Source organism: Pseudohaliea rubra DSM 19751, assembly GCF_000764025.1.
Lineage (GTDB): Bacteria > Pseudomonadota > Gammaproteobacteria > Pseudomonadales > Halieaceae > Pseudohaliea > Pseudohaliea rubra.
In genome coordinates this window covers 14624-38087 of sequence record NZ_KN234764.1, presented here as the reverse complement: position 1 = coordinate 38087, position 23464 = coordinate 14624, and the positions used below count along the sequence as shown (strand labels likewise).

Annotated in this window: 20 protein-coding genes and 2 tRNA genes; 13 read left to right on the top strand and 9 right to left on the bottom strand. The window is 64.3% G+C overall.

The features are described 5' to 3' along the window. Nucleotides 1-29: 29 nt before the first annotated feature. The 3 genes from HRUBRA_RS08670 to HRUBRA_RS08660 form a co-directional block, all read right to left on the bottom strand. On the bottom strand, nt 30-590 hold the full coding sequence (locus tag HRUBRA_RS08670; protein WP_035516339.1) for a hypothetical protein: 561 nt from the start codon (nt 588-590) through the stop codon (nt 30-32). Between the two features lie 60 nt (nt 591-650). Further along, nucleotides 651-1427, bottom strand: coding sequence for a ubiquitin family protein (locus HRUBRA_RS15570; RefSeq protein WP_201771569.1), 777 nt, complete (start codon nt 1425-1427; stop codon nt 651-653). A 95-nt stretch (nt 1428-1522) separates the two neighbouring features. Continuing rightward, nucleotides 1523-1598 (bottom strand) — tRNA-Asn (locus HRUBRA_RS08660). Nucleotides 1599-1831: 233 nt separating this feature from the next. Between HRUBRA_RS08660 and uvrB the strand changes: the two genes are divergently transcribed. Further along, a complete protein-coding gene (gene uvrB, locus HRUBRA_RS08655; RefSeq protein ID WP_035516338.1) occupies nt 1832-3856 on the top strand; it encodes an excinuclease ABC subunit UvrB in 2025 nt (674 codons plus the stop codon). Here the strand turns inward: uvrB and HRUBRA_RS08650 are convergent. Then, nucleotides 3831-5879, bottom strand: coding sequence for an ATP-binding protein (locus HRUBRA_RS08650; protein WP_035516336.1), 2049 nt, complete (start codon nt 5877-5879; stop codon nt 3831-3833). The two genes, uvrB and HRUBRA_RS08650, sit on opposite strands and share 26 nt — an antisense overlap. Then, complete coding sequence (pdsR, locus tag HRUBRA_RS08645) at nt 5876-6568, bottom strand: proteobacterial dedicated sortase system response regulator (protein ID WP_035516335.1); 693 nt, start codon at nt 6566-6568, stop codon at nt 5876-5878. Before pdsR ends, HRUBRA_RS08650 begins: the two co-directional genes overlap by 4 nt. A 253-nt stretch (nt 6569-6821) precedes the next feature. On the opposite strand from pdsR, the gene HRUBRA_RS08640 reads away from it, so the two are divergent. Next, nucleotides 6822-8888, top strand: a complete 2067-nt coding sequence (locus tag HRUBRA_RS08640) for a marine proteobacterial sortase target protein (RefSeq protein WP_052094560.1) — start codon at nt 6822-6824, stop codon at nt 8886-8888. Next, nucleotides 8885-9514, top strand: a complete 630-nt coding sequence (locus tag HRUBRA_RS08635; RefSeq protein WP_201771568.1) for a class GN sortase — start codon at nt 8885-8887, stop codon at nt 9512-9514. Before HRUBRA_RS08640 ends, HRUBRA_RS08635 begins: the two co-directional genes overlap by 4 nt. Here HRUBRA_RS08635 and HRUBRA_RS08630 read toward each other — a convergent pair. After that, complete coding sequence (locus HRUBRA_RS08630) at nt 9479-10525, bottom strand: cytochrome-c peroxidase (protein ID WP_268870537.1); 1047 nt, start codon at nt 10523-10525, stop codon at nt 9479-9481. The genes HRUBRA_RS08635 and HRUBRA_RS08630 overlap by 36 nt on opposite strands. A 188-nt stretch (nt 10526-10713) precedes the next feature. Here HRUBRA_RS08630 and HRUBRA_RS08625 point away from each other — a divergent pair, with 188 nt between their 5' ends. From HRUBRA_RS08625 to HRUBRA_RS08580, 10 genes are all read left to right on the top strand, one after another. Then, nucleotides 10714-11091: a GGDEF domain-containing protein gene (locus tag HRUBRA_RS08625; RefSeq protein WP_084592556.1), complete on the top strand. Its 378-nt coding sequence runs from the start codon at nt 10714-10716 to the stop codon at nt 11089-11091. A 127-nt stretch (nt 11092-11218) separates the two neighbouring features. Beyond that, entirely contained in the window at nt 11219-13150 is a 1932-nt protein-coding gene (gene thrS / locus HRUBRA_RS08620; RefSeq protein WP_035516333.1) for a threonine--tRNA ligase, read from the top strand. Next, nucleotides 13128-13682, top strand: a complete 555-nt coding sequence (infC, locus tag HRUBRA_RS08615) for a translation initiation factor IF-3 (protein WP_268870536.1) — start codon at nt 13128-13130, stop codon at nt 13680-13682. The genes thrS and infC overlap by 23 nt, the downstream gene beginning before the upstream one ends. Before the next feature lie 57 nt (nt 13683-13739). Further along, a complete protein-coding gene (gene rpmI, locus HRUBRA_RS08610; RefSeq protein ID WP_035516331.1) occupies nt 13740-13934 on the top strand; it encodes a 50S ribosomal protein L35 in 195 nt (64 codons plus the stop codon). A 26-nt stretch (nt 13935-13960) separates the two neighbouring features. Continuing rightward, nucleotides 13961-14320, top strand: coding sequence for a 50S ribosomal protein L20 (gene rplT / locus HRUBRA_RS08605; protein ID WP_035516328.1), 360 nt, complete (start codon nt 13961-13963; stop codon nt 14318-14320). Nucleotides 14321-14593: 273 nt separating this feature from the next. Continuing rightward, nucleotides 14594-15607, top strand: coding sequence for a phenylalanine--tRNA ligase subunit alpha (gene pheS / locus HRUBRA_RS08600; protein WP_035516327.1), 1014 nt, complete (start codon nt 14594-14596; stop codon nt 15605-15607). A 21-nt stretch (nt 15608-15628) separates the two neighbouring features. After that, nucleotides 15629-18010, top strand: coding sequence for a phenylalanine--tRNA ligase subunit beta (gene pheT, locus HRUBRA_RS08595; protein ID WP_035516325.1), 2382 nt, complete (start codon nt 15629-15631; stop codon nt 18008-18010). A gap of 12 nt (nt 18011-18022) precedes the next feature. Further along, nucleotides 18023-18328: an integration host factor subunit alpha gene (gene ihfA / locus HRUBRA_RS08590; RefSeq protein ID WP_035516323.1), complete on the top strand. Its 306-nt coding sequence runs from the start codon at nt 18023-18025 to the stop codon at nt 18326-18328. Continuing rightward, on the top strand, nt 18306-18674 hold the full coding sequence (locus tag HRUBRA_RS08585; RefSeq protein WP_035516322.1) for a MerR family transcriptional regulator: 369 nt from the start codon (nt 18306-18308) through the stop codon (nt 18672-18674). Before ihfA ends, HRUBRA_RS08585 begins: the two co-directional genes overlap by 23 nt. 74 nt (nt 18675-18748) lie before the next feature. Next, nucleotides 18749-18825 (top strand) — tRNA-Pro (locus HRUBRA_RS08580). A gap of 55 nt (nt 18826-18880) precedes the next feature. Here HRUBRA_RS08580 and HRUBRA_RS08575 read toward each other — a convergent pair. The 3 genes from HRUBRA_RS08575 to HRUBRA_RS08565 form a co-directional block, all read right to left on the bottom strand. Next, nucleotides 18881-20026: an IS481 family transposase gene (locus HRUBRA_RS08575; protein WP_236629824.1), complete on the bottom strand. Its 1146-nt coding sequence runs from the start codon at nt 20024-20026 to the stop codon at nt 18881-18883. A gap of 291 nt (nt 20027-20317) precedes the next feature. After that, nucleotides 20318-21961 (bottom strand): AMP-binding protein, encoded by a 1644-nt coding sequence (locus HRUBRA_RS08570; RefSeq protein ID WP_084592554.1) that lies wholly within the window; start codon nt 21959-21961, stop codon nt 20318-20320. 214 nt (nt 21962-22175) lie between these two features. Continuing rightward, the gene (locus HRUBRA_RS08565; protein WP_035516319.1) at nt 22176-23309 is read right to left on the bottom strand and encodes an acyl-CoA dehydrogenase family protein; all 1134 of its coding nucleotides are present in this window, start codon (nt 23307-23309) and stop codon (nt 22176-22178) included. Nucleotides 23310-23464: the final 155 nt, after the last annotated feature.

The window sequence follows — 23464 nt, the reverse complement described above, 5'->3', positions numbered from 1 at the left end:
TGAAAGGCCTGACAGCCCGCTGAAACCTGTCAGGCGGCCGATGCCTGGTCCTGTGATGGGGCGTCCGCCGGGGTCTCGCTGTCGTCGCCTGCGTCCGTCTCGGTCTGCTTGGCTTCGAGCTCGGCGACCTTGCGCTCCAGCACCGCCTGCTCCTTCCGGCTCTCGGTCAGCGCTTTCTGCAGACTTTCGTTATCCCGCTGCTTCTCGGCCAGCTTCTTCTTGCTCGCATCGAGGTTCTTCTTCATCCGCGCCGGGTCGTACTGGGTCAGAGTCTTGTTCTCTTCCCGCACCGCTGCCAGGTCTTTCTGCAGCGTCTTCAACCGCTGCTTCAGCTCGGCGATCTCGCCCTGGAGGTTGTCGGCGCGGTTGTGGAGCTCGCGGTTGCGCTGCTCGACCTTCTGGGTGTCGCTGGCCTTGCCGGTCAGCTCCTGGATGGTTTCGAGCTGCTTGTCGATGGTGGCCTGGAGGTCGGCCTTCTCGGCGAGGGCGGCATCGATGGCCGCTTGCTGATTGTCCAGCTGCTGCTGGTATTCGGCGCGGAGTTCCTGTTCGAGCTCCATGATTTTTTCGAGGCGGTTGGCTGTCAGCATAGGGTCTTGGGTTCTCTGATAAAGGGATAGCCCTCGCGGGCGGTCAATGTTCGTTCTGGGTTAGGCGGTCTTTGCGCTCCGCAGGCCCAGCAGGGTCAGCAGGCCGGCCAGCAGGGCGAGCCCGATAGCGGGCAGGGCGGGGACGTTCACGCCGCCGAGGCCAATACCCACCGGGTCCACGATGCTGCCGTTGGCGCTGCCATCGGCATCCAGCGGCCCGCCGTCGGTCACGGTGTAGCGGATCGTGCTGCCGCTCACGGTGACGCCTCCGATGCGGGCCCAGGGGTCGGTTTTCCACGCCGTCGCCCCGGCAGGCAGGGGCTCACCGACGTCGAGGGTGACGGTGATGGCGGCGCCGGCGGTGCAGTTCGCTGCCGTGAAGGCGACCACGCCGTAGGGGAAGGGGATGCCCTCCGGCGGGTCGGCCGCTGCGGAGAACACCGGGGCTTCCTGAAAGGTGCAGCCCGCGTCCTCGGTGGTGAAGCTGATGGTGCCGTCTTTGCCGCCGGGCAGTTGGCCGGTAAAGGTCCGCCGCGTGCGCAGGACGAGGTGCAGCGTGGCTTCCTTCTGGATGTTGTAGTCGCTGAGCGTCTTGCCATCCTCGAGCTGCTTGCCGGCGAAAATCAGGCGCTGCTGATCCGGGGGAATGCCTTCCTTGTCCTGGATCTTCTGCTTGACGTTCTCGATGGTGTCACTGGGCTCGACGTCCAGCGCGATGGTCTTGCCGGTGAGGGTCTTGACAAAAATCTGCATGGCGTGGGCGTTGACAGCGCCGAGGGCCAGCAGCAGGGCGAGCAGAAGGTGGGGCAGGGAAGGGGTCGTGTTCAGGCGCTTCAAGGCTCGGTGTCTGTGCGGTTTCGTTCGCCCTCGCGGGCAGCTGGCGGGTAAAAAAATGGGCTACATCGCTGTAACCCAAGTCTCCACTAGCAATTTGGCTCCGCCTGCTGGGCTCGAACCAGCGACCCACTGATTAACAGTCAGTTGCTCTACCAACTGAGCTAAGGCGGAGTAGTCCCGCCCCGGGGGCGAGAGGCGCGCATATTACTGGGGCGCGCAGCAGGGGTCAATACTGGCGGGCGATTTTGCTGCCGTGGTCAGTGCCGGGCGCTGTCGGTGCAGGGACGCGCCTCCGACAGGGGGGAATTCATCGAGGGCAGTAGATCGGTAAGGGCGTGCCTCTTACACGGAGCGGGGACAGTTGGTCATAATGGTCGGCTCGCGTCGATGAGTGGAGTCCGCCTGTGTCTACCGGCAAGCCCTTCCGGGTTGCATCCAAGTTCCAGCCCGCCGGCGACCAGCCGAAGGCCATCGATGCCCTGGTGAAGGGCATCGAGGCGGGGCTGGCGTCGCAGACACTGCTCGGTGTGACAGGCTCCGGCAAGACCTTCACCATGGCCCACGTGGTGGAGCGGGTGCAGCGGCCGACGATCATCATGGCCCACAACAAGACCCTGGCGGCGCAGCTCTACGGGGAATTCCGGGAGTTTCTGCCGGACAATGCCGTGGAGTACTTCGTCTCCTACTACGATTACTACCAGCCCGAGGCCTACGTGCCGTCGTCGGATACCTTCATCGAGAAGGATGCCTCCATCAACGACCACATCGAGCAGATGCGCCTCTCCGCCACCAAGGCCCTCCTCGAGCGGCGGGACTGCCTGGTGGTGGCGACGGTGTCCGCCATCTATGGTCTTGGTGATCCGCAGTCCTATTTCCGCATGGTCATGCATCTCTCCCGCGGCGAGATGGTCGATCAGCGCGAGGTCCTGCGGCAGCTGGCGGAGCTGCAGTACACGCGCAACGATGTGGATTTCTCCCGCGGCACCTACCGGGTGCGCGGCGATGTGATTGACATCTTTCCGGCGGACGCAGAGTCCGAGGCGGTGCGCCTGGAGCTCTTTGACGAGGAGATCGAGAACATCGTCACCTTCGACCCGCTCACCGGTGCCATCGGCGACCGGCTGCCGCGGGTCACGATTTTCCCCAAGACGCACTACGTGACCTCCCGGGACGTTATGCTGAACGCCATCGAGCACATCGAGCTGGAGCTGGAGGAGCGCGTCGCCCAGCTCAAGGGTGCCGAAAAGCTGGTGGAGGCGCAGCGGCTGCAGCAGCGTACCCGCTACGATATCGAGATGATCCGCGAGCTGGGCTACTGCCAGGGCGTGGAGAACTACTCGCGCTACCTCTCCGGCCGCGCCCCCGGCGAGCCGCCGCCGACGCTCTTCGAGTACCTGCCGGATGATGCGTTGTGCATCATCGATGAGTCCCACGCGACCATTCCGCAGATCGGCGCGATGTACAAGGGCGACCGCTCGCGCAAGGAGACACTGGTGGAGTACGGCTTCCGCCTGCCGTCAGCGCTGGACAACCGGCCCCTGCGCTTTGAGGAGTGGGAGCAGCTGCTGCCCCAGGCCGTGTTTGTGTCGGCAACGCCCGGGCCGTATGAAGAGAAACACGCCGGCCAGGTGGTGGAGCAGGTGGTGCGGCCCACGGGCCTGGTGGACCCGGCGGTAGAGGTGCGGCCGGCAACGACGCAGGTGGATGACCTGCTCAGCGAGATCCACATCGTTCTTGAGACAGGCCAGCGGATACTGGTGACCACGCTCACCAAGCGCATGGCGGAAGATCTTACGGAGTACCTGGCCGAGCACGATATCCGTGTGCGCTACCTGCACTCGGACATCGACACGGTGGAGCGGGTGGAGATCATCCGCGATCTGCGCCTTGGCAAGTTCGACGTGCTTGTGGGCATCAACCTGTTGCGCGAGGGCCTCGATATGCCCGAGGTGGCGCTGGTGGCGATTCTTGATGCGGATAAGGAGGGCTTCCTGCGGTCCGATCGCTCCCTCATCCAGACCATCGGCCGCGCAGCCCGGAACCTGGAGGGCCGGGCGATCCTCTACGCCGACAGGATCACCGGTTCCATGCAGCGGGCCATGGACGAGACGGCGCGCCGGCGCGAGAAGCAGGAGGCCTTCAACGCCGAGCACCACATCACGCCCCGGGGCGTGGAGAAGTCCGTGGCGGACATCATGGAAGGCGCCCGGCGCATGCCCACCAAGGCCCGGGCGAAGGGGCGCAAGGTGGCCGAGGACAGCCTCAGCTACAGCGCAGACCTGCAGAACCTCTCACCGACGGCCCTGGCCCGCAAGCTCGAGACCCTGGAAAAACAGATGCACGAGCACGCTAAAAACCTCGAGTTCGAGGAGGCTGCGGCCTTGCGTGACCAGGTAGCGGAGCTCAAGCAGCTGGCGTTCCTGCACTGACTGCCGCCCGTGGCAGCCACAGGCAGAACACGACGCCATCGTTGCCCGGGCGGTTTTCCGCTGAGGCCCTGCCGCCGAGGCGCCGGGTGATGAGCTGCACCACGTGCAGGCCCAGACCCAGGTGCGGCGAGGCGCCGCGCTCAGCCCTTAGCGACACCATGGGCTCGAAAAGTTGTCCGCGTAGTGTCTCCGGCAGGGTGGGGCCCGGGTTGTCCACGGCGACTTGCCAGCCGCCGGTCGCTGGCGCGAGCTTTACGGTAATGGTATTGCCCGCCGGCGCGAAGGACGCCGCGTTGTCCACCAGCTTGTCCAGGGCCTGCACCAGCAGTTCCGCGCTGCCTTCGATAGTGGCGCCCTCTGTGCCCGTCTCTGGCGTGAAGCGTACGCGGTGCGCCGGGTAGCTGTCGTCGTAGGCGCCCGCGACTTCCTTTAGCAGCGGCACCAGCTCGAGCGGCGCCAGCTCGGCGGCACGGATACTGTCCTCCAGCCGCGACGCCTCACTCATGGCGGCGAGGATACGGGTCAGGCGGCCGAGACCGTCCCGGGCCCGCTGCAGGTAGGTCGCGCGCTCTGCCGGCGCCAGGCGATTGTCCTCGAGGTTGTCGAGCGATGACTGAATGACGGCGATAGGTGTGCGAAGTTCGTGGCCTAGCTGCCGGGCCAGGTGCTTCAGATAATCGTTGTAGCCGCCGATGGCCCCCAGCAGGTCTGCGAAGCGGCGGGAGAGATCGCCGATCTCGTCGCCGGCGCGGCTGCGCGGGAACGCGCCCGCGACGGCGCCGTCCTTGTCCACCACGGCCGCCGTTGCCTGCCCCAGGCGGCGGATGCGCCAGCCGAGGAGGCTCGCGTAACCCAGCAGTACCAGCACCGCAAAGGCCATCACCGCCAGGCTCAGGGCCAGCACCCGGCCCGTGGCCGCATCGGCGAGGGCGAGGTACTGCTCGCTGTCCTGGCTGACACGCACCACGCCTAGCACCGCGTCGTCGGCAAAGACGGGGGCCGCGGCGGCCACCCGGGCGCTGCCGCTGTCGCCGAGGTACCAGGCCGCTGCGGCGCTGCCGGTCAGCGCGCTGTCCACTTCCGTGCTGGCAAGCTGCCCCGCAGCGGGTGCCGGCGCCGGTGGCAGGGGCCGGTCGCGGAGAATGCTGCGGTACAGGGCCCGCAGCGCCCAGAAGGTGTTGCCGGTGCCGTTCCCCCGGGCCGGCCCGCCGGCGGCCGCACCGGCCAGGTAGCCCTGGCCGTCGACGGCCTGGAGCCGGGTGCCCGGGTCAGCGAAGCGCGCGAGGTGCTCGTCGAGCGCGGCAGCGCGGCGCACCAGCACAGGTGCCGGTCCTTCGGGGGCACTGCCCACGGACGTCCGGTCACCCGAAGCATCCGCGTCGATAACGGTAAAGGCCAGGTGCCCTTCGATGAGCGCCAGCGGGAGGTCCAGTTCCAGCCGGTAGCCCGCTTCGCTGTCCTGCCAGCTGCCGCGAAGGCGCCGCGCGTCGAGCAGGGGGAGGCTGCTGTTGCGCGGCCGCGCACGCACCGGTCCGGGCGCCGAGGTGGCGATGAGTGCCTCGCGCATGCCGTCGCGCCCGAAGCGCAGCCGCACGCGATCGCCGTTTTCCCGGGGATGCAGCGGGTCACTGTAGCCTGGCGTGGCGTCATGCACCTCGAGAAGCAGGAACACCCGCTCGCCGTGCTCACGCAGCGCATAGTGCACGGTCAGGCTCTGGTCCCCCGTAAGCTGCTGGCGCGCCTCGTCCACCCAGTCGTCGGCATAGCCATCGATGATGACCGGCGGTCCCGGCCGGGCATAGAGGCTTTGCTCTGCGGCGGCCGGCCGTGCTTCGAGGGGGGTAGGGGCAAAGCGCTGCGGCTGGTCGTGCAGGGAGGCGGCGATGGCCCGGGCACTCGCGGCTACGGCCTGCGCCTGGCCGCTGCGCAGGGCGCCTTCCATTTCGCGCACAAACTGGCAGCCTGCCCAGGGCAGGGCGAGGAGCAGCAGGGAGACAGCCAGCAGCTGCCGGCGGAGGTTCACGCGTCCTGCCAGCGGTAGCCCATGCCGTAGGCAGTCTCGATGGCGGCGAAGGCGTCGTCGATGCCCTGGAACTTGCGGCGGATCCGCTTGATGTGCGAGGTCACCGTGTTGTCGTCGAGCACGACGCTGGCGGCGTCCATGAGTTGCTGCCGGTTTTTCACGTGGCCCGGGTGGCGGGCGAGGGCGTGGACGATCCAGAACTCGGTCACCGTAAGGTCCACCCGCGCCGCGCCCCAGTGTGCCGTCATGCGCTCCACGTTCAGCGACAGGGCGCCGCGCTCGAGCACGTCCTCATGCGCCACCGGCGTGCGCAGGGCCTGCACCCGGCGCAGCAGGGCGTGGATGCGCGCCAGCATATGGCCCTGGCTGATGTCCTTGGTGAGGTAGTCGTCGGCGCCGAGGCGCAGGCCGGAGACGATGTCCAGCTCCGAGTCCCGCGCCGTGAGGAAGACGATGGGCAGTTCCGGGCTGCGCGCGCGCAGCTCCCGGCAAAGCTCGAAGCCGCCTTCCACGTCGTCGCCGAGGCCCACGTCGATGATGGCCAGATCCGGCAGCTGCTCGGCGAGGGCGAGGCTGGCGCTGGGCCGGTCCCGGTAGGTGCTGACTCGGAAGCCCTGGCGAGCGAGGGCCTCGCTGTAGTTCGCCGCGATGGCGGCCTCATCTTCGACGATGGCGATGTGCTGGCGCATAGGCGGATGCCTTGCTTCGGTTGGGCGCAGCATTCCAGAAAGCCCCGCCGCCCTCAAGCGGCTGCCACGATTCGCCACAATTGATCGGCGCCGTGCCATGGCAGCGGCGGCGTGGTGCCACCGCGGGAAGGTGTACTGGTTCCATGCCCCTGTGGGAGCGGTGTCACAGCCGCGGTCGGGTTGGTGGCTACGCCACCGGCCCCGGCGCGAAGACGCGCCTGCCCCAGGGCCATTCGTCCTCAGGAGCATCGCCATGACAACAACCGCATCTGTTACGTTCCCCTTCACCACCCTGGTGCTGCGCTGGCTGGGCCGCGCGATGCTGGCGCTACTGTTTCTCATACTGCTCGACACGGCGCCGGCGCGCGCCGAGGGCCCGGCGCTGGCGCTGGTCGATGACGCCGGCAAGGCGACTCTCTCCCTACGCCAGGCGAGCGACCTCTCGCTGGAGATTCACGGTCTGGTGGCCGTGGCGGTGCTCGAGCAGTCCTTTGAGAATACGGCACCGGGCTGGCGCCACGGTGTGTACAGTTTCCCCCTGCCCGGGCAGGCGGCGGTGCGGCGCCTGGACTTCGTCGTCGGCGAGCGCGTGATCCGCGGCCGGGTCCGCGAGCGCGAGGAGGCGGCAAAGGTCTTTGAAGCGGCAAAGCGCGAGGGCAAGCAGGCTGCGCTCGTCGAGCAGCAGCGGCCGAACCTGTTCACCAGCCGCCTTGCCAACATTCCGCCGGGGGAGACAGTGCGGGTGCGTCTGGAGCTGGTGCTGCCCGTTGCCTACGAGGATGGCGTGTTCTCCCTGCGCTTTCCGAGTACCGTGACACCGCGCTACATCCCCGGCCAGCCGCTGGTGGGTGAGCCGGACACGGCGGGTGATAACTGGAGCCGGCCGACGGACCAGGTGCCGGACGCCCACCGCATCACGCCCCTCCAGCACGCTGCCGCGGGCAGCGATGCGGCGCCGCTCAATCCGATGCAGGTGGCGCTGTCGCTTGATGCCGGCGTGCCCCTGGCGTCGGTGGAGGCGCTCTACCACGACCTCGCCCTTGAGCGCGACGGTGCCCGTTACCGTGCCTCACTGCGTGCCGGCGTCGCCGAGATGGACCGGGACTTCGTCCTGCGCTGGGTTCCGGTGCGCGGCACAGCGCCGGCCGCGGCCCTTTACAGTGAGGTGGTCGACGGGCAGCACTACGCGTACCTGATGCTTCTGCCGCCGCGGCCCGGCGGCCAAGCGCCACCGCCCCGGGAGCTGGTGCTGGTGGTGGACCGCTCCGGCTCCATGGGTGGCACGCCCATCGAGCAGGCCCGGGCCAGTGTGCATGCCGCCCTGGCGGCACTGCGGCCGGAGGATCACTTCAACGTCATTGCCTTCGACGACAAGGTCGAGGCGCTCTACCCGTCGGCGCAGGCAGCGACGCCGGCAGCGCTGCAGGCGGCCCGCCGCTATGTCGATCGCCTCGATGCTCGCGGCGGCACGGAAATGCGGCCGGCTCTGGAGCTGGCGCTGCCGGCGGCAGAGCAGGGTGCCGGGCGACTGCGGCAGGTGGTGTTCATCACCGATGGCGCCGTTGGTAACGAGCGGGCGCTCTTTGCCCGCATCCGGGAGCGCCTTGGCCGGGCGCGGCTGTTTACCGTGGGCATCGGCTCGGCGCCGAACAGCTGGTTCATGCGCCGGGCCTCGGAGGTCGGCCGGGGCACCTTTACCCACATCGGCAAAGCGGAGGAGGCGGGCCCGGCCATGGATGCGCTGCTGGCTCGCCTGGCGAGCCCGGTGCTCACTGGCATCGACGTGCGCTGGCCCGCCGGCGCCGATGCGGTGCCGGCGATCGTCCCGGACCTCTATACCGGGCAGCCGGTGCTGCAGGCTGTGGCTCTACCCGGGGCGCTGGATGGATCGGTCAAGATAACCGGCCAGCGGGCCGGTGAGCTGTGGTCGCAGACGCTGGTGGTGAATGAGAGAAGCGGCGATGCGCCGGGGGTGGGCACACTTTGGGCCCGTGGCCGCGTGCAGGCCCTCCTCGATACGCTGGAAGTGGGTGCGGAGCGCCAGGCAGTGCGTGCCCAGGTGTTGCCGCTGGCGCTCACGCACCAGCTGCTGACGCCTTTCACCAGTTTCATCGCCGTCGAGGAGCGTCGCGCCCGGCCGGCGAAGGTCGATGCCCGCGATAGCGTGGCGCCCAATGCCCGGCCCGCCGGCCAGGCGCCGCAGCCCTTTGCGTTCCCGGCTACGGCGACGACGGCCCGGGCGAAGATCTGGGCAGGGCTGCTGCTGCTCTTTATGGCTACTGTGCTCTTCGCCCTGCGTGAGGAGGGACGGACACCGTGAGGGGGCCACGAGTGCTACTGGCCGTGGCGCTACTCGCCGGCGCTGCCTGGCTCCTGGGCGGGGCCGGCGTGATCCACGGCAAGGCGCTGCTCGCCCAGTGGCTTATCGCCCGCGCCTGGGCCCAGCAACCGGATGCTGCCAGGCCCCGTCCCTGGCCCTGGGCAGACACCTGGCCTGTGGCCCGCCTTTCGATACCGTCGCTGGGTGAGACCCAGTACGTGCTGTACGGCACCAACGGTCAGGCACTCGCCTTCGGCCCGGGCCTGGACCCGACGGGCGCGGCCCCCGGTGAACCGGGCGTCGTGCTTCTGGCCGGTCATCGTGACACCCATTTTGCCTGGCTTGCAGCAGTCACCCCGGGAGACCGGCTGCTGCTTACGGTCCGCGGTGGCAGCACGCGGACCTATGAAGTGGTGCGCCAGCGAGTCCTCGACAGCCGCGCCGGACCGCTTCGCGCAAGCCTCGAGGACGGGCTCGTGCTGGTGACCTGCTTTCCTTTCGACGCAGTGGCCGTGGGCGGGCCCCTGCGTTACGTGGTGGAGGCGGCGGCGCTTACCACGTCCGGGCAGGCGCCGCCGCGGGGGCCGGGCTTATTGGAGCTCGCCGCTGGGCCGGGGCGTCTGTGAGGTTTCGCGCGGCAGCACCGGATAGACCACCTCGGGTACCTTGCCGGTCAACGCCGTGAGGAAGGCCACGATCTGATCAGCTTGCTGATCGTTGATCTCGGTGCCCAGCTGCGAGGTGCCCATGATCTGCACGGCCACCTTCAGGTCCCAGACCTTGCCGGAGTGAAAATACGGCGCGGTCTGGTCGATGTTACGCAGCGGCGAGGCGCGGAAAACGTAGGAATCGTCTGCGGTTTTGGTCACTGCAAAGCGGCCTCGGTCGTCGGGCGGCAGCACGTCGGCACCGGGCTTCTCGATCAGGCCGAAAGGGAAGTAGCCATTGCCGCCCAGATTGACGCCGTTGTGGCACGCCGAACAACCCTTGTTCATGAACAGTTCCAGCCCGGCCAGCTGATCCCCGGTCAATGCGCCGTCGTCACCATTGAGCCACGCATCGAACGGTGCGGGGGTGATGAGCGTAGCCTCATAGGCTTCGATCGCTTTGGCGAAATTATCGAAGCTGACGGGGTTTTTCTCCTCGGGGAAAGCCTCCTCGAACCACGCCACATACTGGGGCATTGAGGTGAGTGTCGCCACCACGTTAGCGGGCGTGTTTGCCATCTCGACTCCCGCCTGCACCGGCCCCTTGGCCTGCTCCGCAAGGTCTGCTGCGCGCCCGTCCCAGAACTGCGCCTCGTTGAACACGGCATTGAGCACCGTGGGCGAGTTGCGCGGTCCTTTCTGCCAGGCGTGGCCGATTGAGGTTTCCATGTTGTCATCACCGCCGGTGGCGAGGTTGTGGCAGGAATTGCAGGAGAAGACGCCCGAGGCAGACATGCGTGGATCGAAGAACAGCGCTTTGCCGAGTTCGATCTTTTCTCCGGTGATGACGTTGTCTTTCAGGGCCGGGAAGGTCGACGGCAGGGGCGAGAACATCCCCAGGGCGCGTTCGCGCAGCTCTGCGGCTGCGGCCACCTGAGTCAGGGCCAGCGCGGCCACCACACCGCAGAGAAGTTTGAAGAGATGGTTCACGGGGCCTCTCCTTTGTTAGGGAATTTTCACATCAGCTGTCAGGCTAATGCTTTTCGACTCCTGCCCCCTTGATCTGCCTCAAAAACCGTCGCTGCCCGTCGCTGGCGCGCGCGGGACGGACAACGGCACACTTGTTCAGTAAGCTGCTGCGCTCCTTCGCACACGCTTACCCGCCAGATCGATATCGAATGTTTCAAGCAGTACAACGACCACACGGACATCCCGCCGGCGACGAATGCCTGCGCCGCGTGGCCGATCTCCTGCGGCAGCAGACCCAGCGCGGTTCGGACTTCCGGGCACGCATTGGCGGAGAGGAGTTTGCCGTGATCGAGACCACCGGTACGGCCCCGGCGGGCTTCCTGGCGGATAAGCTCCGTCGCGCCGTCGAGGAGGCACGCATCCCCCATGCGGCGTCACCCTTCGGGTACGTGACCATCAGCCTGGGGGTCGCGGAGTGCGGGGCAATCGACTGTGCGAGCGCTGCAGAGCTGGTGTCACGCGCGGATCAGGCGCTGTACCGCGCGAAGGAAGAGGGCCGCAACAGGGCGGAAGCGGTAGCCGCATAGGTCCCGCTTGTGGTTTCAATCCGGGGCGTTTTCGGGCATCATTTCGCGCCCTTGCAGCCGGTGCATCCTGCGCTGCACCGTTAGTCACGTGGCCTGGCGTAGGGGCCACCACTGGAGGAGGATCAATATGCCCGCGATTACTTTGCCTGACGGCAGCGTCCGTGAATTCGACCGGCCGGTAACTGTTCACGAGGTCGCTGCCGACATCGGCCCGGGCCTGGCCAAGGCCGCCCTGGCCGGCGTGGTCGACGGCCGTGAGGTCGACACCAGCCATTGCATCGAGGGCGACGCTGCCCTTGCTATTATTACCGGCCGCGACGATGCCGGCCTCGAGGTCATCCGCCACTCCACGGCCCACCTGCTGGCCATGGCGGTGCAGGACCTCTACCCGGGCACCCAGGTCACCATCGGCCCGGTGATCGAGGACGGCTTCTATTATGACTTTGCCGGCGAGCACCACTTCACCCCCGACGACCTGCCGAAGATCGAGCAGCGCATGGCGGAGCTCGCCGCCGAGGACCTCCCGGTCGAGCGCCTGGTCATGGACCGGGATGAAGCCGCCGCCTTGTTTGCGGAGCAGGGCGAACATTACAAGGTGGAGATCATCCGCGAGCTGCCCGAGGGCGAGGAGATTTCCCTTTACCGTCAGGGCGAATGGATGGACCTCTGCCGCGGTCCGCACGTGCCCAGCACGGGCAAGCTCGGCGCTTTCAAGCTCACCAAGCTGGCCGGCGCCTACTGGCGTGGCGATGCGAAGAACGACATGCTGCAGCGCATCTACGGCACGGCCTGGGGCGACAAGAAGCAGCTCAAGCAGTACCTCACGCGCCTCGAGGAGGCTGAGAAGCGTGATCACCGCAAGATCGCCAGAAAGCTCGACCTCTTCCACACCCAGGAAGAGGCCCCGGGCATGGTCTTCTGGCACCCGGCGGGCTGGACGCTCTATCAGGTCATCGAGCAATACATGCGCGCCCAGCAGCACGCCCACGGCTACCAGGAAATTCGCACGCCGCAGGTGGTGGACATGACCCTCTGGGAAAAGTCCGGCCACGCTGACAAGTTCGGCGACGACATGTTCATGCTCAAGGCGGAGGAGCGTGACTACGCGGTCAAGCCCATGAACTGCCCCTGCCACGTGCAGGTCTTCAACCAGGGCCTGCGCTCCTACCGGGACCTGCCCCTGCGCCTGGCGGAATTCGGCAGCTGCCACCGCAACGAGCCCTCGGGTTCCCTGCACGGCATCATGCGAGTGCGCGGCTTCACCCAGGACGACGCGCATATCTTCTGCACGGAAGAGCAGATCCAACCGGAGGTGTCGCGCTTTATCGACTTCCTGCATGAAGTCTATGCGGACTTCGGCTTCGAGGACGTCATCTACCGCCTGTCGACGCGCCCGGCGCAGCGGGTGGGGACCGATGAGGACTGGGACCGGGCCGAGAAAGCCCTTGCCGATGCCCTCGATGCCCAGGGCCTTGACTGGGAGGAACTGCCGGGGGAAGGCGCCTTCTACGGGCCGAAGATCGAGTTCTCCCTGAAGGACTGCATCGGTCGGATCTGGCAGCTGGGCACGATTCAGGTGGATTTCTCCATGCCGGGCCGCCTGGACGCGCAGTACGTGGCCGAGGACGGCTCGCGGAAAGTGCCGGTGATGCTGCACCGGGCCATCCTCGGTTCCTTCGAGCGTTTCATCGGGATTCTCATCGAGCATTTCGAAGGCGCCTTCCCGGCCTGGCTGGCGCCGACCCAGGCTGTGGTGCTCAATATCACCGATAAGCAGCACGATTATGTGAAAAGTGTGGAAGATTCCTTGCAAAACAAGGGCTTTCGTGTCATTTCGGACTTGAGAAACGAGAAGATCGGCTTTAAAATCCGCGAGCACACGATTCAGCGTGTTCCCTACCTCCTGGTAATCGGGGACAAGGAAGTCGAATCGCAGACCGTGGCCGTGCGCGCCCGCAGCGGTGAGGATCTGGGGTCTATGGACCTCGAGGCATTCAGCCGGATCCTTGCGGAGGATGTGGCGCGACGCGGTCGTATTGCATTGGAGAAGCAGCATTAAGAAAGACGCAGGCAAGGGCAAACGCGCCCTAACGAACGACGAAATCACGGCGACCACCTGTCGCCTCATCGGTTCTGACGGCGAGCAGATCGGCATCGTGCCGATGGCCGACGCCCGTGCCAGGGCCGAGGCCGAGAGCCTCGACCTGGTGCTTATTGCCGATCAGTCCGAGCCGGTAGTCTGCAAGATCATGGATTACGGCAAGCACGTCTTCGAGGCCAAGAAGCAGAAGAACCTGCAGAAGAAGAAGGCGAAGCGGACGCAGATCAAGGAAATGAAATTCCGTCCCGGGACGGAACAGGGCGATTACGAGGTGAAGCTGCGCAACCTGACGCGCTTCCTCGAAAACGGAGACAAGGCCAAGGTCACGCTGCGCTTTCGCGGCCGTGAGATGGCCCACCAGGAACTCGGCCTGGAGCTCCTCAAGCGGGTAGAGGCGGATCTTCAGGAACTCGGGTCCGTCGAGCAGTTCCCGAAGATGGAGGGGCGGCAGATGACCATGGTCATCGCCCCGAGAAAGAAGAGCGGTTAGCGGCCCGTGAATGCCCTGATGCGCTCGTAATTGAAACTTCGACAGCGGAGTACTGACATGCCAAAAGCAAAAATTCACAGCGGGGCGGCCAAGCGGTTCAAAAAGACTGCTGGCGGCTATAAGCGCAAGCACGCTTACAAGAGCCACATCCTGACCAAGATGACGACCAAGCGGAAGCGCCAGCTGCGCGGGACGGACATGATCCACCCGAGCGACAAGGTGCTCATCGACCGCATGCTGCGGGCCCGCTAAGCGACTGACGGACACAGGAGACTACTATGCCTCGCGTAAAACGTGGTGTCGTCGCCCATCGGCGGCACAAGAAGATTCTCAAGCAAGCCAAGGGTTACTACGGCGCACGCAGCCGCGTGTTCCGGGTTGCCAAGCAGGCGGTTACCAAGGCCGGGCAGTACGCCTACCGTGACCGTCGCCAGCGCAAGCGCCAGTTCCGGGCCCTCTGGATCACCCGGATCAACGCCCAGTCGCGTGCTAACGGTATGCCCTACAGCCAGTTCATCAACGGCCTGAAGAAGGCCGAGATCGGGCTGGACCGTCGGGTGCTCGCTGACCTGGCCGTACACGACAAGCCGGCCTTTGCCGAGGTGGTGGAGCAGGCGAAAGCGGCGCTGGCCGCTTAAGACCCATCCCACCGCTACGGCGGTTCGCTTGTTGCACTCTGGATGAAGGGAAAGGGCCTGGCTCTTTCCCTTTTTTTTGGTTCATCGTGGCTTTCCTGGGCGCACAGGATGCGCCTGAAGTGCGTAAGGCCGGAGGGGTGAGGGCGGGATACTTCTCTCACAAAGCGAATATCGTGGAGCGACTGAGAGAAGTATCCTGCCCTCGCCCCGCAACAGGCGATAAGCCTTTTCTATTGCCGGCGGCCTTTCCGCCGCGGATCGTAGGGGACTGACATGGACAACCTGGAAGAGCTGGCCGGCGAGGCCCGCGCCGCCATCGAGGCCGCCGGCGACGGCGCGGCCCTGGAACAGCTTCGGGTCGACTACCTCGGCAAGAAGGGGCGTGTGACCGCGCTCCTGAAAGGGCTCGGCAAGCTCTCGGCCGAGGAGCGCCCGGCCGCCGGCGCGCGAATCAACGAAGTGAAGGAGAGCCTCCAGGGTCTCATTGCCGGGCGCAAGGCTGCCCTCGATACCGCCGCCGTCGCCGAGCGGCTGGCCGGCGAAGCCATTGACGTGACGCTGCCGGGCCGGGGCGAGGGCACCGGGAGCCTGCACCCGGTCACCCGGACCATCGAGCGCATGGAGGACTTTTTCAGTGCCGTGGGCTTCGAGATCGCCGAGGGCCCGGAGATCGAGGACGACTACCACAATTTCGAGGCCTTGAACTTCCCGCCGAACCACCCGGCCCGGGCCGAGCACGACACCTTCTTTGTGGACGAGGGCACGGTGCTGCGCACGCACACCTCCCCGGTGCAGGTACGGGTTATGGAGAGTCGCGAGCCGCCCTTCCGCATCATCTGCCCGGGGCGCGTCTACCGCTGCGACTCGGACCTCACCCATACGCCCATGTTCCACCAGGTTGAGGGTCTGCTGGTGGACGAGCACTCCACCCTGGCGGATCTCAAGGGCCTCATCGAAGACTTCCTGCAGTCCTTCTTTGAACAGTCCCTCGCGGTGCGCTTCCGCCCGTCCTATTTCCCCTTCGTGGAGCCCGGCGCCGAGGTCGACATGCAGTGCGTGCACTGCGGGGGCGAGGGCTGCCGCGTGTGCAGCCACACCGGGTGGCTAGAGATCATGGGCTGCGGCATGGTGCACCCGCGGGTCTTCGAGCTGTCGGGCATCGACCCGGATCGCTACGCGGGCTTCGCCTTCGGCATGGGCGTGGAGCGCCTGGCCATGCTGCGCTACGGCGTGGGTGACCTGCGACTCTTCTTCGATAACGACCAGCGCTTCCTCGCGCAGTTCTAGGCCAGCCGGGAGACAGTAACCGTGAAGATCAGTGAACAATGGCTCCGCGAATGGGTTGACCCGGCGCTCGACAGCGCGGGCCTCGCCGAGCAGCTCACCATGGCGGGTCTTGAAGTGGACGCCATAAGCCCTGTGGCCGGCGCCTTCGAGGGCGTGGTGGTCGGCGAGATCGTCAGTGCCGAGCAGCACCCGGACGCCGACAAGCTACGCGTCTGCCAGGTGAAGGCCGGTGGCGAGGAATTACTGCAGATCGTCTGCGGCGCGCCCAATGCCCGCGTGGGCCTCAAGGCGCCGCTTGCCACCGTGGACGCCGAACTGCCCGGCGACTTCCGTATCAAGCGCGCGAAGCTGCGCGGCGTCGAGAGCCAGGGCATGCTCTGCGCCGAGGCCGAGCTCGGCCTCTCTGAAGCCAACGAAGGCCTCATGGAGTTGCCGCCGGAGGCGATCGTCGGCCAGGATCTGCGCGAGACCCTCGGCCTCGACGACGTGGTCATCGAGGTGGATCTCACGCCGAACCGCGCCGACTGCCTTGGCATGCGCGGCGTGGCCCGGGAAGTCGGGGCGCTCAACGGCATCGCTGTCTGCGAGCCGCTCCTTGAGCCGGTGGCCGCCACCATCGAAGACACCTTCCCGGTCTCCCTGGCGGCGCCGGCACGCTGCCCGCGCTATGTCGGCCGGGTCATCCGCGGCGTGGACCTGTCCCGCCCGAGCCCCCTCTGGCTGCAGGAGAGGTTGCGCCGCGGCGGTATCTGCAGCATCGATCCGGTCGTCGATATCACCAACTACCTCCTCCTGGAGCTGGGTCAGCCCATGCATGCCTTTGATCTCGGCGTACTGGCCGGCGGCATCGAGGTGCGCACGGCGAGGGCCGGCGAGACCCTGGAGCTCCTCAACGGCAACACGATCACCCTCGGCGACAGCAATCTGGTCATCGCCGATGAGCGTCGTGCGCTGGCGCTGGCCGGCATCATGGGCGGCGAGGGCAGCGGTGTGGGTCCTGAGACCACCGATATCTTCCTCGAGTCCGCCTTCTTCGCCCCGGAACACCTCGCCGGCCAGGCCCGCAGCTTCGGGCTGCATACGGATTCTTCGCACCGTTTCGAGCGCGGCGTGGACTTCACGCTGCAGCGCCCCGCGATAGAGCGGGCCACGGCGTTGCTCACGGCCATCGTCGGCGGAGCGCCCGGTCCGGTAGTCGAGGCGGTAGAAGAAAACGCTCTGCCGCAGCGTGAGCCCGTGCTGCTGCGCGCTGCCCGCATCGAGCGTGTGCTCGGCGTGGCCATCGACGACGGCGCGGTAGAGAGGATTCTGCGCGGCCTCGGCCTGAACGTCGAGGCCGTCGATAACGGCTGGCGCTGCGGTGTGCCGCCCTGGCGCTTCGATATCGCCATTGAGGCAGACCTCCTTGAAGAGCTCGGCCGGGTTCATGGCTATCATCGGCTACCGGCTACGCGCATCCGTGCGGAACTCGCCATGCCCCGGCGCCCGGAGACGCAGCTGTCGCAACGCCGCGTGCGTCGCCATCTCGCCGCCCGCGGCTACCGCGAGGCGATCACCTACAGCTTCGTGGACCGGACGCAGCAGGCGCTCTTCGACCCGGCGCTGGCGCCGGTGGCCCTGCGCAACCCTATCTCCAGCGACATGGCGGTGATGCGCACGAGTCTCATCCCCGGGCTGGTGGCTACGGCGCAGCGTAACCTGAACCGACAGCAACCGAGGCCGCGGCTCTTCGAGACGGGGCTGCGTTTCCTCCCCGGAGACGACGGCTCCCTGGACCAGCGGCCGACCCTGGCTGTGCTCCTCGGCGGCCGCCGGCAGCCCGAGGGCTGGGCCTGCAGCCGCGACGCGGCGGATTTCTACGACCTGAAAGGAGATCTCGAGAGCCTCTTCGCCGTGACCGGGTGCGAGGGCGAGTTCACCTTTGCTGCGGCCGAACGCGCGGGGCTGCACCCGGGACAGACGGCGGCCATTCACCGTGGCGCTGCGCTGGTCGGCTACCTCGGTGCGCTGCACCCGGAGACCCTCGCCGCCCTGGACCTTGACCGGCCGCTCTACGTGGCCGAGCTCGACCTTGCGGCGCTCCTCGACGCGCGCTTGCCGGCCTTTGCGCCTGTGTCTCGCTTCCCGGAGATCCGTCGCGACCTTGCTGTCATTGTGGATCGCGAGGTAACGGCCGCGGCCATCATGGCCGATGTTCGTGCTACAGCAGGCCCTTACTTCAAGGAGTTAACCCTGTTTGATGTGTATGCCGGGAAAGGCATTGATCCTAAAAGGAAAAGTCTTGCGCTGGGTTTGACTTTCCGGGATCAATCGCGCACTCTTGATGATGAGGAGGTGACCGAAGCTGTGAAGCAAGTCATTGATTCACTGGTAAAAAACCATAACGCGGCGTTGCGGGGCTGAGCGACAGGCATAATGACTGCGCTGACCAAATCGGAAATGGCCGAGCGCTTGTTCGAGGAACTGGGTCTGAACAAGCGCGAAGCAAAGGAAATCGTCGAGCTGTTTTTCGAGGAGATTCGCGCGTGCCTTGAGAACAATGAGCAGGTGAAGCTTTCCGGTTTCGGTAACTTCGACCTGCGCGACAAGAGCCAACGGCCCGGCCGCAACCCGAAGACCGGCGAGGAGATTCCCATCTCCGCCCGCCGGGTCGTAACCTTCAGGCCGGGGCAGAAGCTCAAGGCCAGGGTGGAAGCGTATGCTGGAACCGAGCCACAATAACGAACTGCCGGCGATCCCGGGGAAGCGCTACTTCACGATCGGTGAGGTCAGCGAACTCTGTGCCGTAAAGCCTCACGTGCTGCGCTACTGGGAGCAGGAGTTTCCCCAGCTCAAGCCCGTGAAGCGTCGCGGCAACCGCCGCTACTATCAGCGCGAAGACGTGCTGACGATCCGCCAGATCCGCTCGCTCCTCTACGAGGAAGGCTACACCATCGGTGGCGCCCGCCAGCGCATGGACGACGACGGTGACAAGGGCATCCGACCGGCGGAGCTCAAGGCCGTGGTCCAGGAATCGATCCGCGACCTCGAGGAAGTCCTCGAGCTGTTGAAGCCCGCCGGTCGCTAGCTTCCCGACCCGCGGGCCGTTGTGTCGCGGGCCCGGTCGCGTATAATGCGCGTCTCGCCGCAAAGGCGAGCCGTCGGGGCGTAGCGCAGTCTGGTAGCGCACCACACTGGGGGTGTGGTGGTCGCAGGTTCAAATCCTGCCGTCCCGACCATTTTTCGGCGGTCTGTACCGGAGACATCCTTTACAGATCAACCCGGAGACATCGTTTACAGTTCCGGGTTAAAAGGGTTGGGCCCTGGCTCAACCCGACCTTCCTTCTCGTCGAAGTATCCTAAGTCATAGTCGAGGAAGCTGACGAGCCAAATCTTGTCGTCGACTTCGCGTATGCCAACGGTTTGGCCGGCGAATACGGTACTCAGATTGATCTTGCGTTTGCCTATGCAGATTCTGCCGCACTGCGTGACTCTGACAGCCCTGTCGTGGAATGGGTAGTCGGGCTCCTCCGGCGGTGAGAAGGGCCTGGTCGAGGGTGTATAGAGCTCGCCGGGAAAGCGCATGCCGAGGGCCTGGTGAGGCCGCTGATTGTTGTAAACCTCGGCAAAGGCTTCAAAGCGTTCCTGCTGCTGAATCAGATTGAAGCTGGCGGGCTTCGTGGCCTCCTTCTTGAGCGTCAGGTGCATGCGTTCGTGGCGCCCGTTCTGCTGTGGACAGCCGGGCTTGATGCGCTCGATGCGGATGCCCAGGCGTAGCCAGTAGATGGCCAGTCGGCTGAGGCCAAAAAGCGCATTGGGCGAGGCGAAAGGTACGCCATTGTCGGTGCGTATCGCTGCTGGTAGTCCGAACTCCTTGAAGACGCGTTCGAACACCGGTAGCGCCAGTGGGGCCTTTGTGGAGTCGAGGCCCTCGCAGGCCAGGAGATAGCGAGAGTGGTAGTCCGTGATGGTCAGCGGATAACAGTAACGCTTGTTGCCGAGCATGAACTCGCCCTTGTAGTCGGCACACCACAGGTCATTTGGCTCGGTGACGTGGTTCAGCGGTGTGCCTGCGGCCTTGTGGCGTCGTCGCTTGCGGCGCGTGATGAGGCCGTTTCGATCGAGGACGGCGTGGATCGTGCTTGGAGCGGGCGGCTTGATGACGGGATATTCCCGAACCAGTATCTCGCGGACCTTTGTTGCCCCCCAGGTCGGATGCTTCTTGCGGATACCGACGATCGTACGTTCGACCTGGTAGGGGAGTTTATTGGCGTGCCGATAGGGCCGTCGAGATCGTTCTTCGAGGCCTTCGATGCCGACCTCGCGGTATCGATTGACCAGTTTGTAGCCTGTTGGGCGTGAGATGCCGAACTCTCGGCACAGCTTTGCCATGGGTTCGCCCTCAAGCGCTCGGGCGACGAATCTGATCTTCTCATCCATCGGTTTACACTCCTTCCATGGCATCGGGAGCCCTCCCCAAATGCCAAATGTGTAAACGATGTCTCCGAGTTTTTCTGTAAGCTATGTCTCAGGTACTACACCGGTCCTTTCCGGGCACATAGGTGACACTTTATTCCGAGCGCATTGGTGACACTTCCGGGCTCGGCTCTACCCCATTAGGCTCTACCCCATTAACGGGGGATGACCGGTTCTCACTAAACCCGATTGATAATGCCAGCGGAACGCCGCACCGCCCATCCACAGTGGGTTAAGACTCTCAGTCGGTAGTTCTCAAAGTTCCTGAAGCCCACTTTCCCGCAACACGCGAGGTGCATTCGTGGATACGCCCTCATCAGCCAGCACAGCTTCAGCCATGGCCCTGTAGCGACCTTCCAAAGCCGCGCGTTTTATCTTCAGTGTATGTGTGACCAGACCATTCTCGGGGCACCAATCTTCTTTGGAGATGATCAGTGCCGCAATGCGGGCATGTTTCTCCAGGGTGCGGTTCGTCTCGGTCGTCAACGCGGCGAGCTCAAGGTCCAGGCCCTCAGCTTCGGCCGCCTTCCCCTGCGCAGAGAGCTGAACCAGCAAGACGGTTTGAGACAGCCCTGATCCGATAAGACATAGTTGCTCAAGGTTGGGGTTTGCGGAGAAGCGGCTTTCTATCGGTAGTGGGGCAACATACTTGCCCTTGGTGGTCTTGAAAATCTCTTTGACTCTGCCGGTCAGCTTCAGGAAACCATCCCCATCCAACTCGCCCTTGTCGCCGGTATGCACCCAGCCGTCGACCACTGTCTCGACGGTTTTTTCGGGTTCGTGGAGATACCTCTCCATCGCCGCCCTGGCCTTGATCAGTATCTCGCCATCCTCTGCTATTCTGACTTCAGTATTGACCATCGGCTTCCCCTGCGTCCCCGGCTTGCGGTCCCAGGGCAAATTACAGGTCCCGGAGAGCACTTCTGTTTGCCCGTAGATCTCGCACAAGGGCATAGCCAGCGTCTCAAACCACACGTGCAGAGGAAGCGGTGTTGGCGCTGACCCCGTTAGCAGAACACGCGCCCGGTCCAGGCCAAGGCTTTGACGTATACGCTTCCTGGTTGCCTCTGCAGACTTTGCTTCCAAGAGCAGTGAATTCAGGGATTCCTGTCCTCCGACGCTTTTCAGGACGCTCTCCTGAAATTTGCTCCACAGCCGTGGAACACACTGGAAGAATGTCGGGCGCACTTCCAGCATATCGGCTCCGAAAGTGTCTTGATTCTCGTTAAAGCCTATGGATGAGCCCGTGGCCAGACTCATGAATCCCACGGCGCCGCGCTCAAAGCCATGCGCCAATGGCAGGTAGGAAATGAACTTATCGTCCTCATGCAGCCGGAAGGTCTGCCCAATGTTGCGGACGATGTGTCTTGCGCCGTCAAAACTGTAAACGACTCCTTTGGGCTTCCCCGTGGAACCCGAGGTAAAGATTGTTGTAATTTCATCATCGGGCGCGCGGTCTGGATTGCCTGCCAATGGTTCGTGTTCTTTAAGCAAGCTATCCCAGTTGTGGTGCGCATCCGGCACATCCGCATCCGGCAGGCTTATTATTTTAACCCCCGGCGGAAGGTCTTTTCTCACAAGCTTCCAGTTATCTGCCTGACCGACAAACATAGCTCTGACACCACTGTGATCCAGGCAATAGCGAACATCGTCGGGAGACATGGTGGTAAAAACAGGCGCACTGGAAAACCCACCCATCATGATGCCTATATCTGCGATCAGCCAGTGGGCACAATTCCTGGAGAGGATTGAGACTCTATCGCCGGGGCTCAACTGCATTGCCTGCAGCGCTGCGGCAATACGGCGAGCCTGGTCCCCGACCTGCCTCCAGGAATACTCGCGCCAGACCTGATTTACTGGTTGTCTCAGATAGGTTGCGTCGGGCTTTTTTCTTCCCACTCATAGAACATGCCAAGCAAGGTAGTGGCAGTTGAGGTTTCTGTCATTCGCTCGTCCTTTCAGTATTATTCTGTGACAAAGCAATCAAAAACGTTTTCGATGATACCTCGCAACCCACCGCTTCAATAGGTTTGATTGCTCATTAAAGCAGGAGCAGTGCCAAGCTCATTCCGATCTTGGAGGCTGCAAGTTCACAGGCAGCTATGGCAACGAGCTACGACAACAGGCTGCGGCTTATCAACTCCCGCATAATTTCACTGGTGCCGCCATAGATGCGCTGTACGCGAGCATCTACATAGGCCCTGGAAACACCATATTCACGCATATAGCCGTACCCTCCATGTAGTTGCAGGCAGGTGTCTGCCACGCGGCACTGCATTTCGGTGGTGGAGGCCTTTGCCATGCTGACCGTCGTGACATCCAATTCGCCTGCCATGAACAGGCGTTTGCATTCCTCCACAAAGGATCGATGCACCCGCGCATCGGTGGCGGCCTCTGCAAGCTTGAAGCGTGTGTTCTGCAATTCGGAAAGCGGCGCCCCGAAGGCCTTGCGTTCCTTCACGTAGGCTATTGTCTCGTCCAGTATTCCTTCCGCAGCCGCGACGGCGACTACCGCAAGCGCCAGACGCTCACGCTGAAGTTCGCCCATCAGAACCGCGAAACCCTGGTCCAGTTGTCCAAGAATACAACTGGCTGGCACTCTTACATCGTCGAAGAACAGCTCTGAGGTATCGCTGGCATGCAGTCCGATTTTTTCCAGATTCCGACCGCGCTGGAAGCCAGCCGTGGAACTGTCAACCATGAACAGCGTGGTGCCCCGGGAGCCCGGTACGTCCAGATCGGTCCGGGCTACTACGATTACCAGATCACTGTGCTGACCATTGGTGATGAAGGTCTTTGAACCATTGATCAGAAAGTCATCGCCGTCCCGCCTTGCAGTGGTGCGTATTCCCTGCAGATCGCTGCCACTGCCCGGTTCGGTCATGGCAACGGCACCGACGCATTCTCCAGTGATCATTCTGGGCAGGTATTCGCGTTTCTGCTCCTCGGTGCCGTAGTTTAAAATATAGTGAGCAACAATATCAGAGTGGACACTAACGGGGCCGCCTACGGATACAAAATTCGCACGAGCAAACTCTTCCTGAATTATCATGGAAAAGAGAAAGTCGGCGCCAGCTCCGCCATAAGTTTCCGGCATATCCACACACAGCAATCCCTGTCTGCCCAGGGCAAGCCAGAGCTCTCTTGGAAATATCTCTGCCCGTTCCCAATTCTCGTAGTCTGGAGCCACCTCGTCTGCGATGAAGCGCCGCACATTGTTTCTGAAAAGCTCCAACTCTTCCGTCATTTTTATCTCCTTTTTTAAAGGGTCTGCTCCGTACAGAAATTCATCACCTACACCATGGGGGCTTAAAAAGGTTTGCGGCTGTGGCTCGATCAAGGCCTCATCGATCAATGTTCTCCCCTGGTCCCTCGCCGCCTTGAGGTTACATGGCGCCAGCG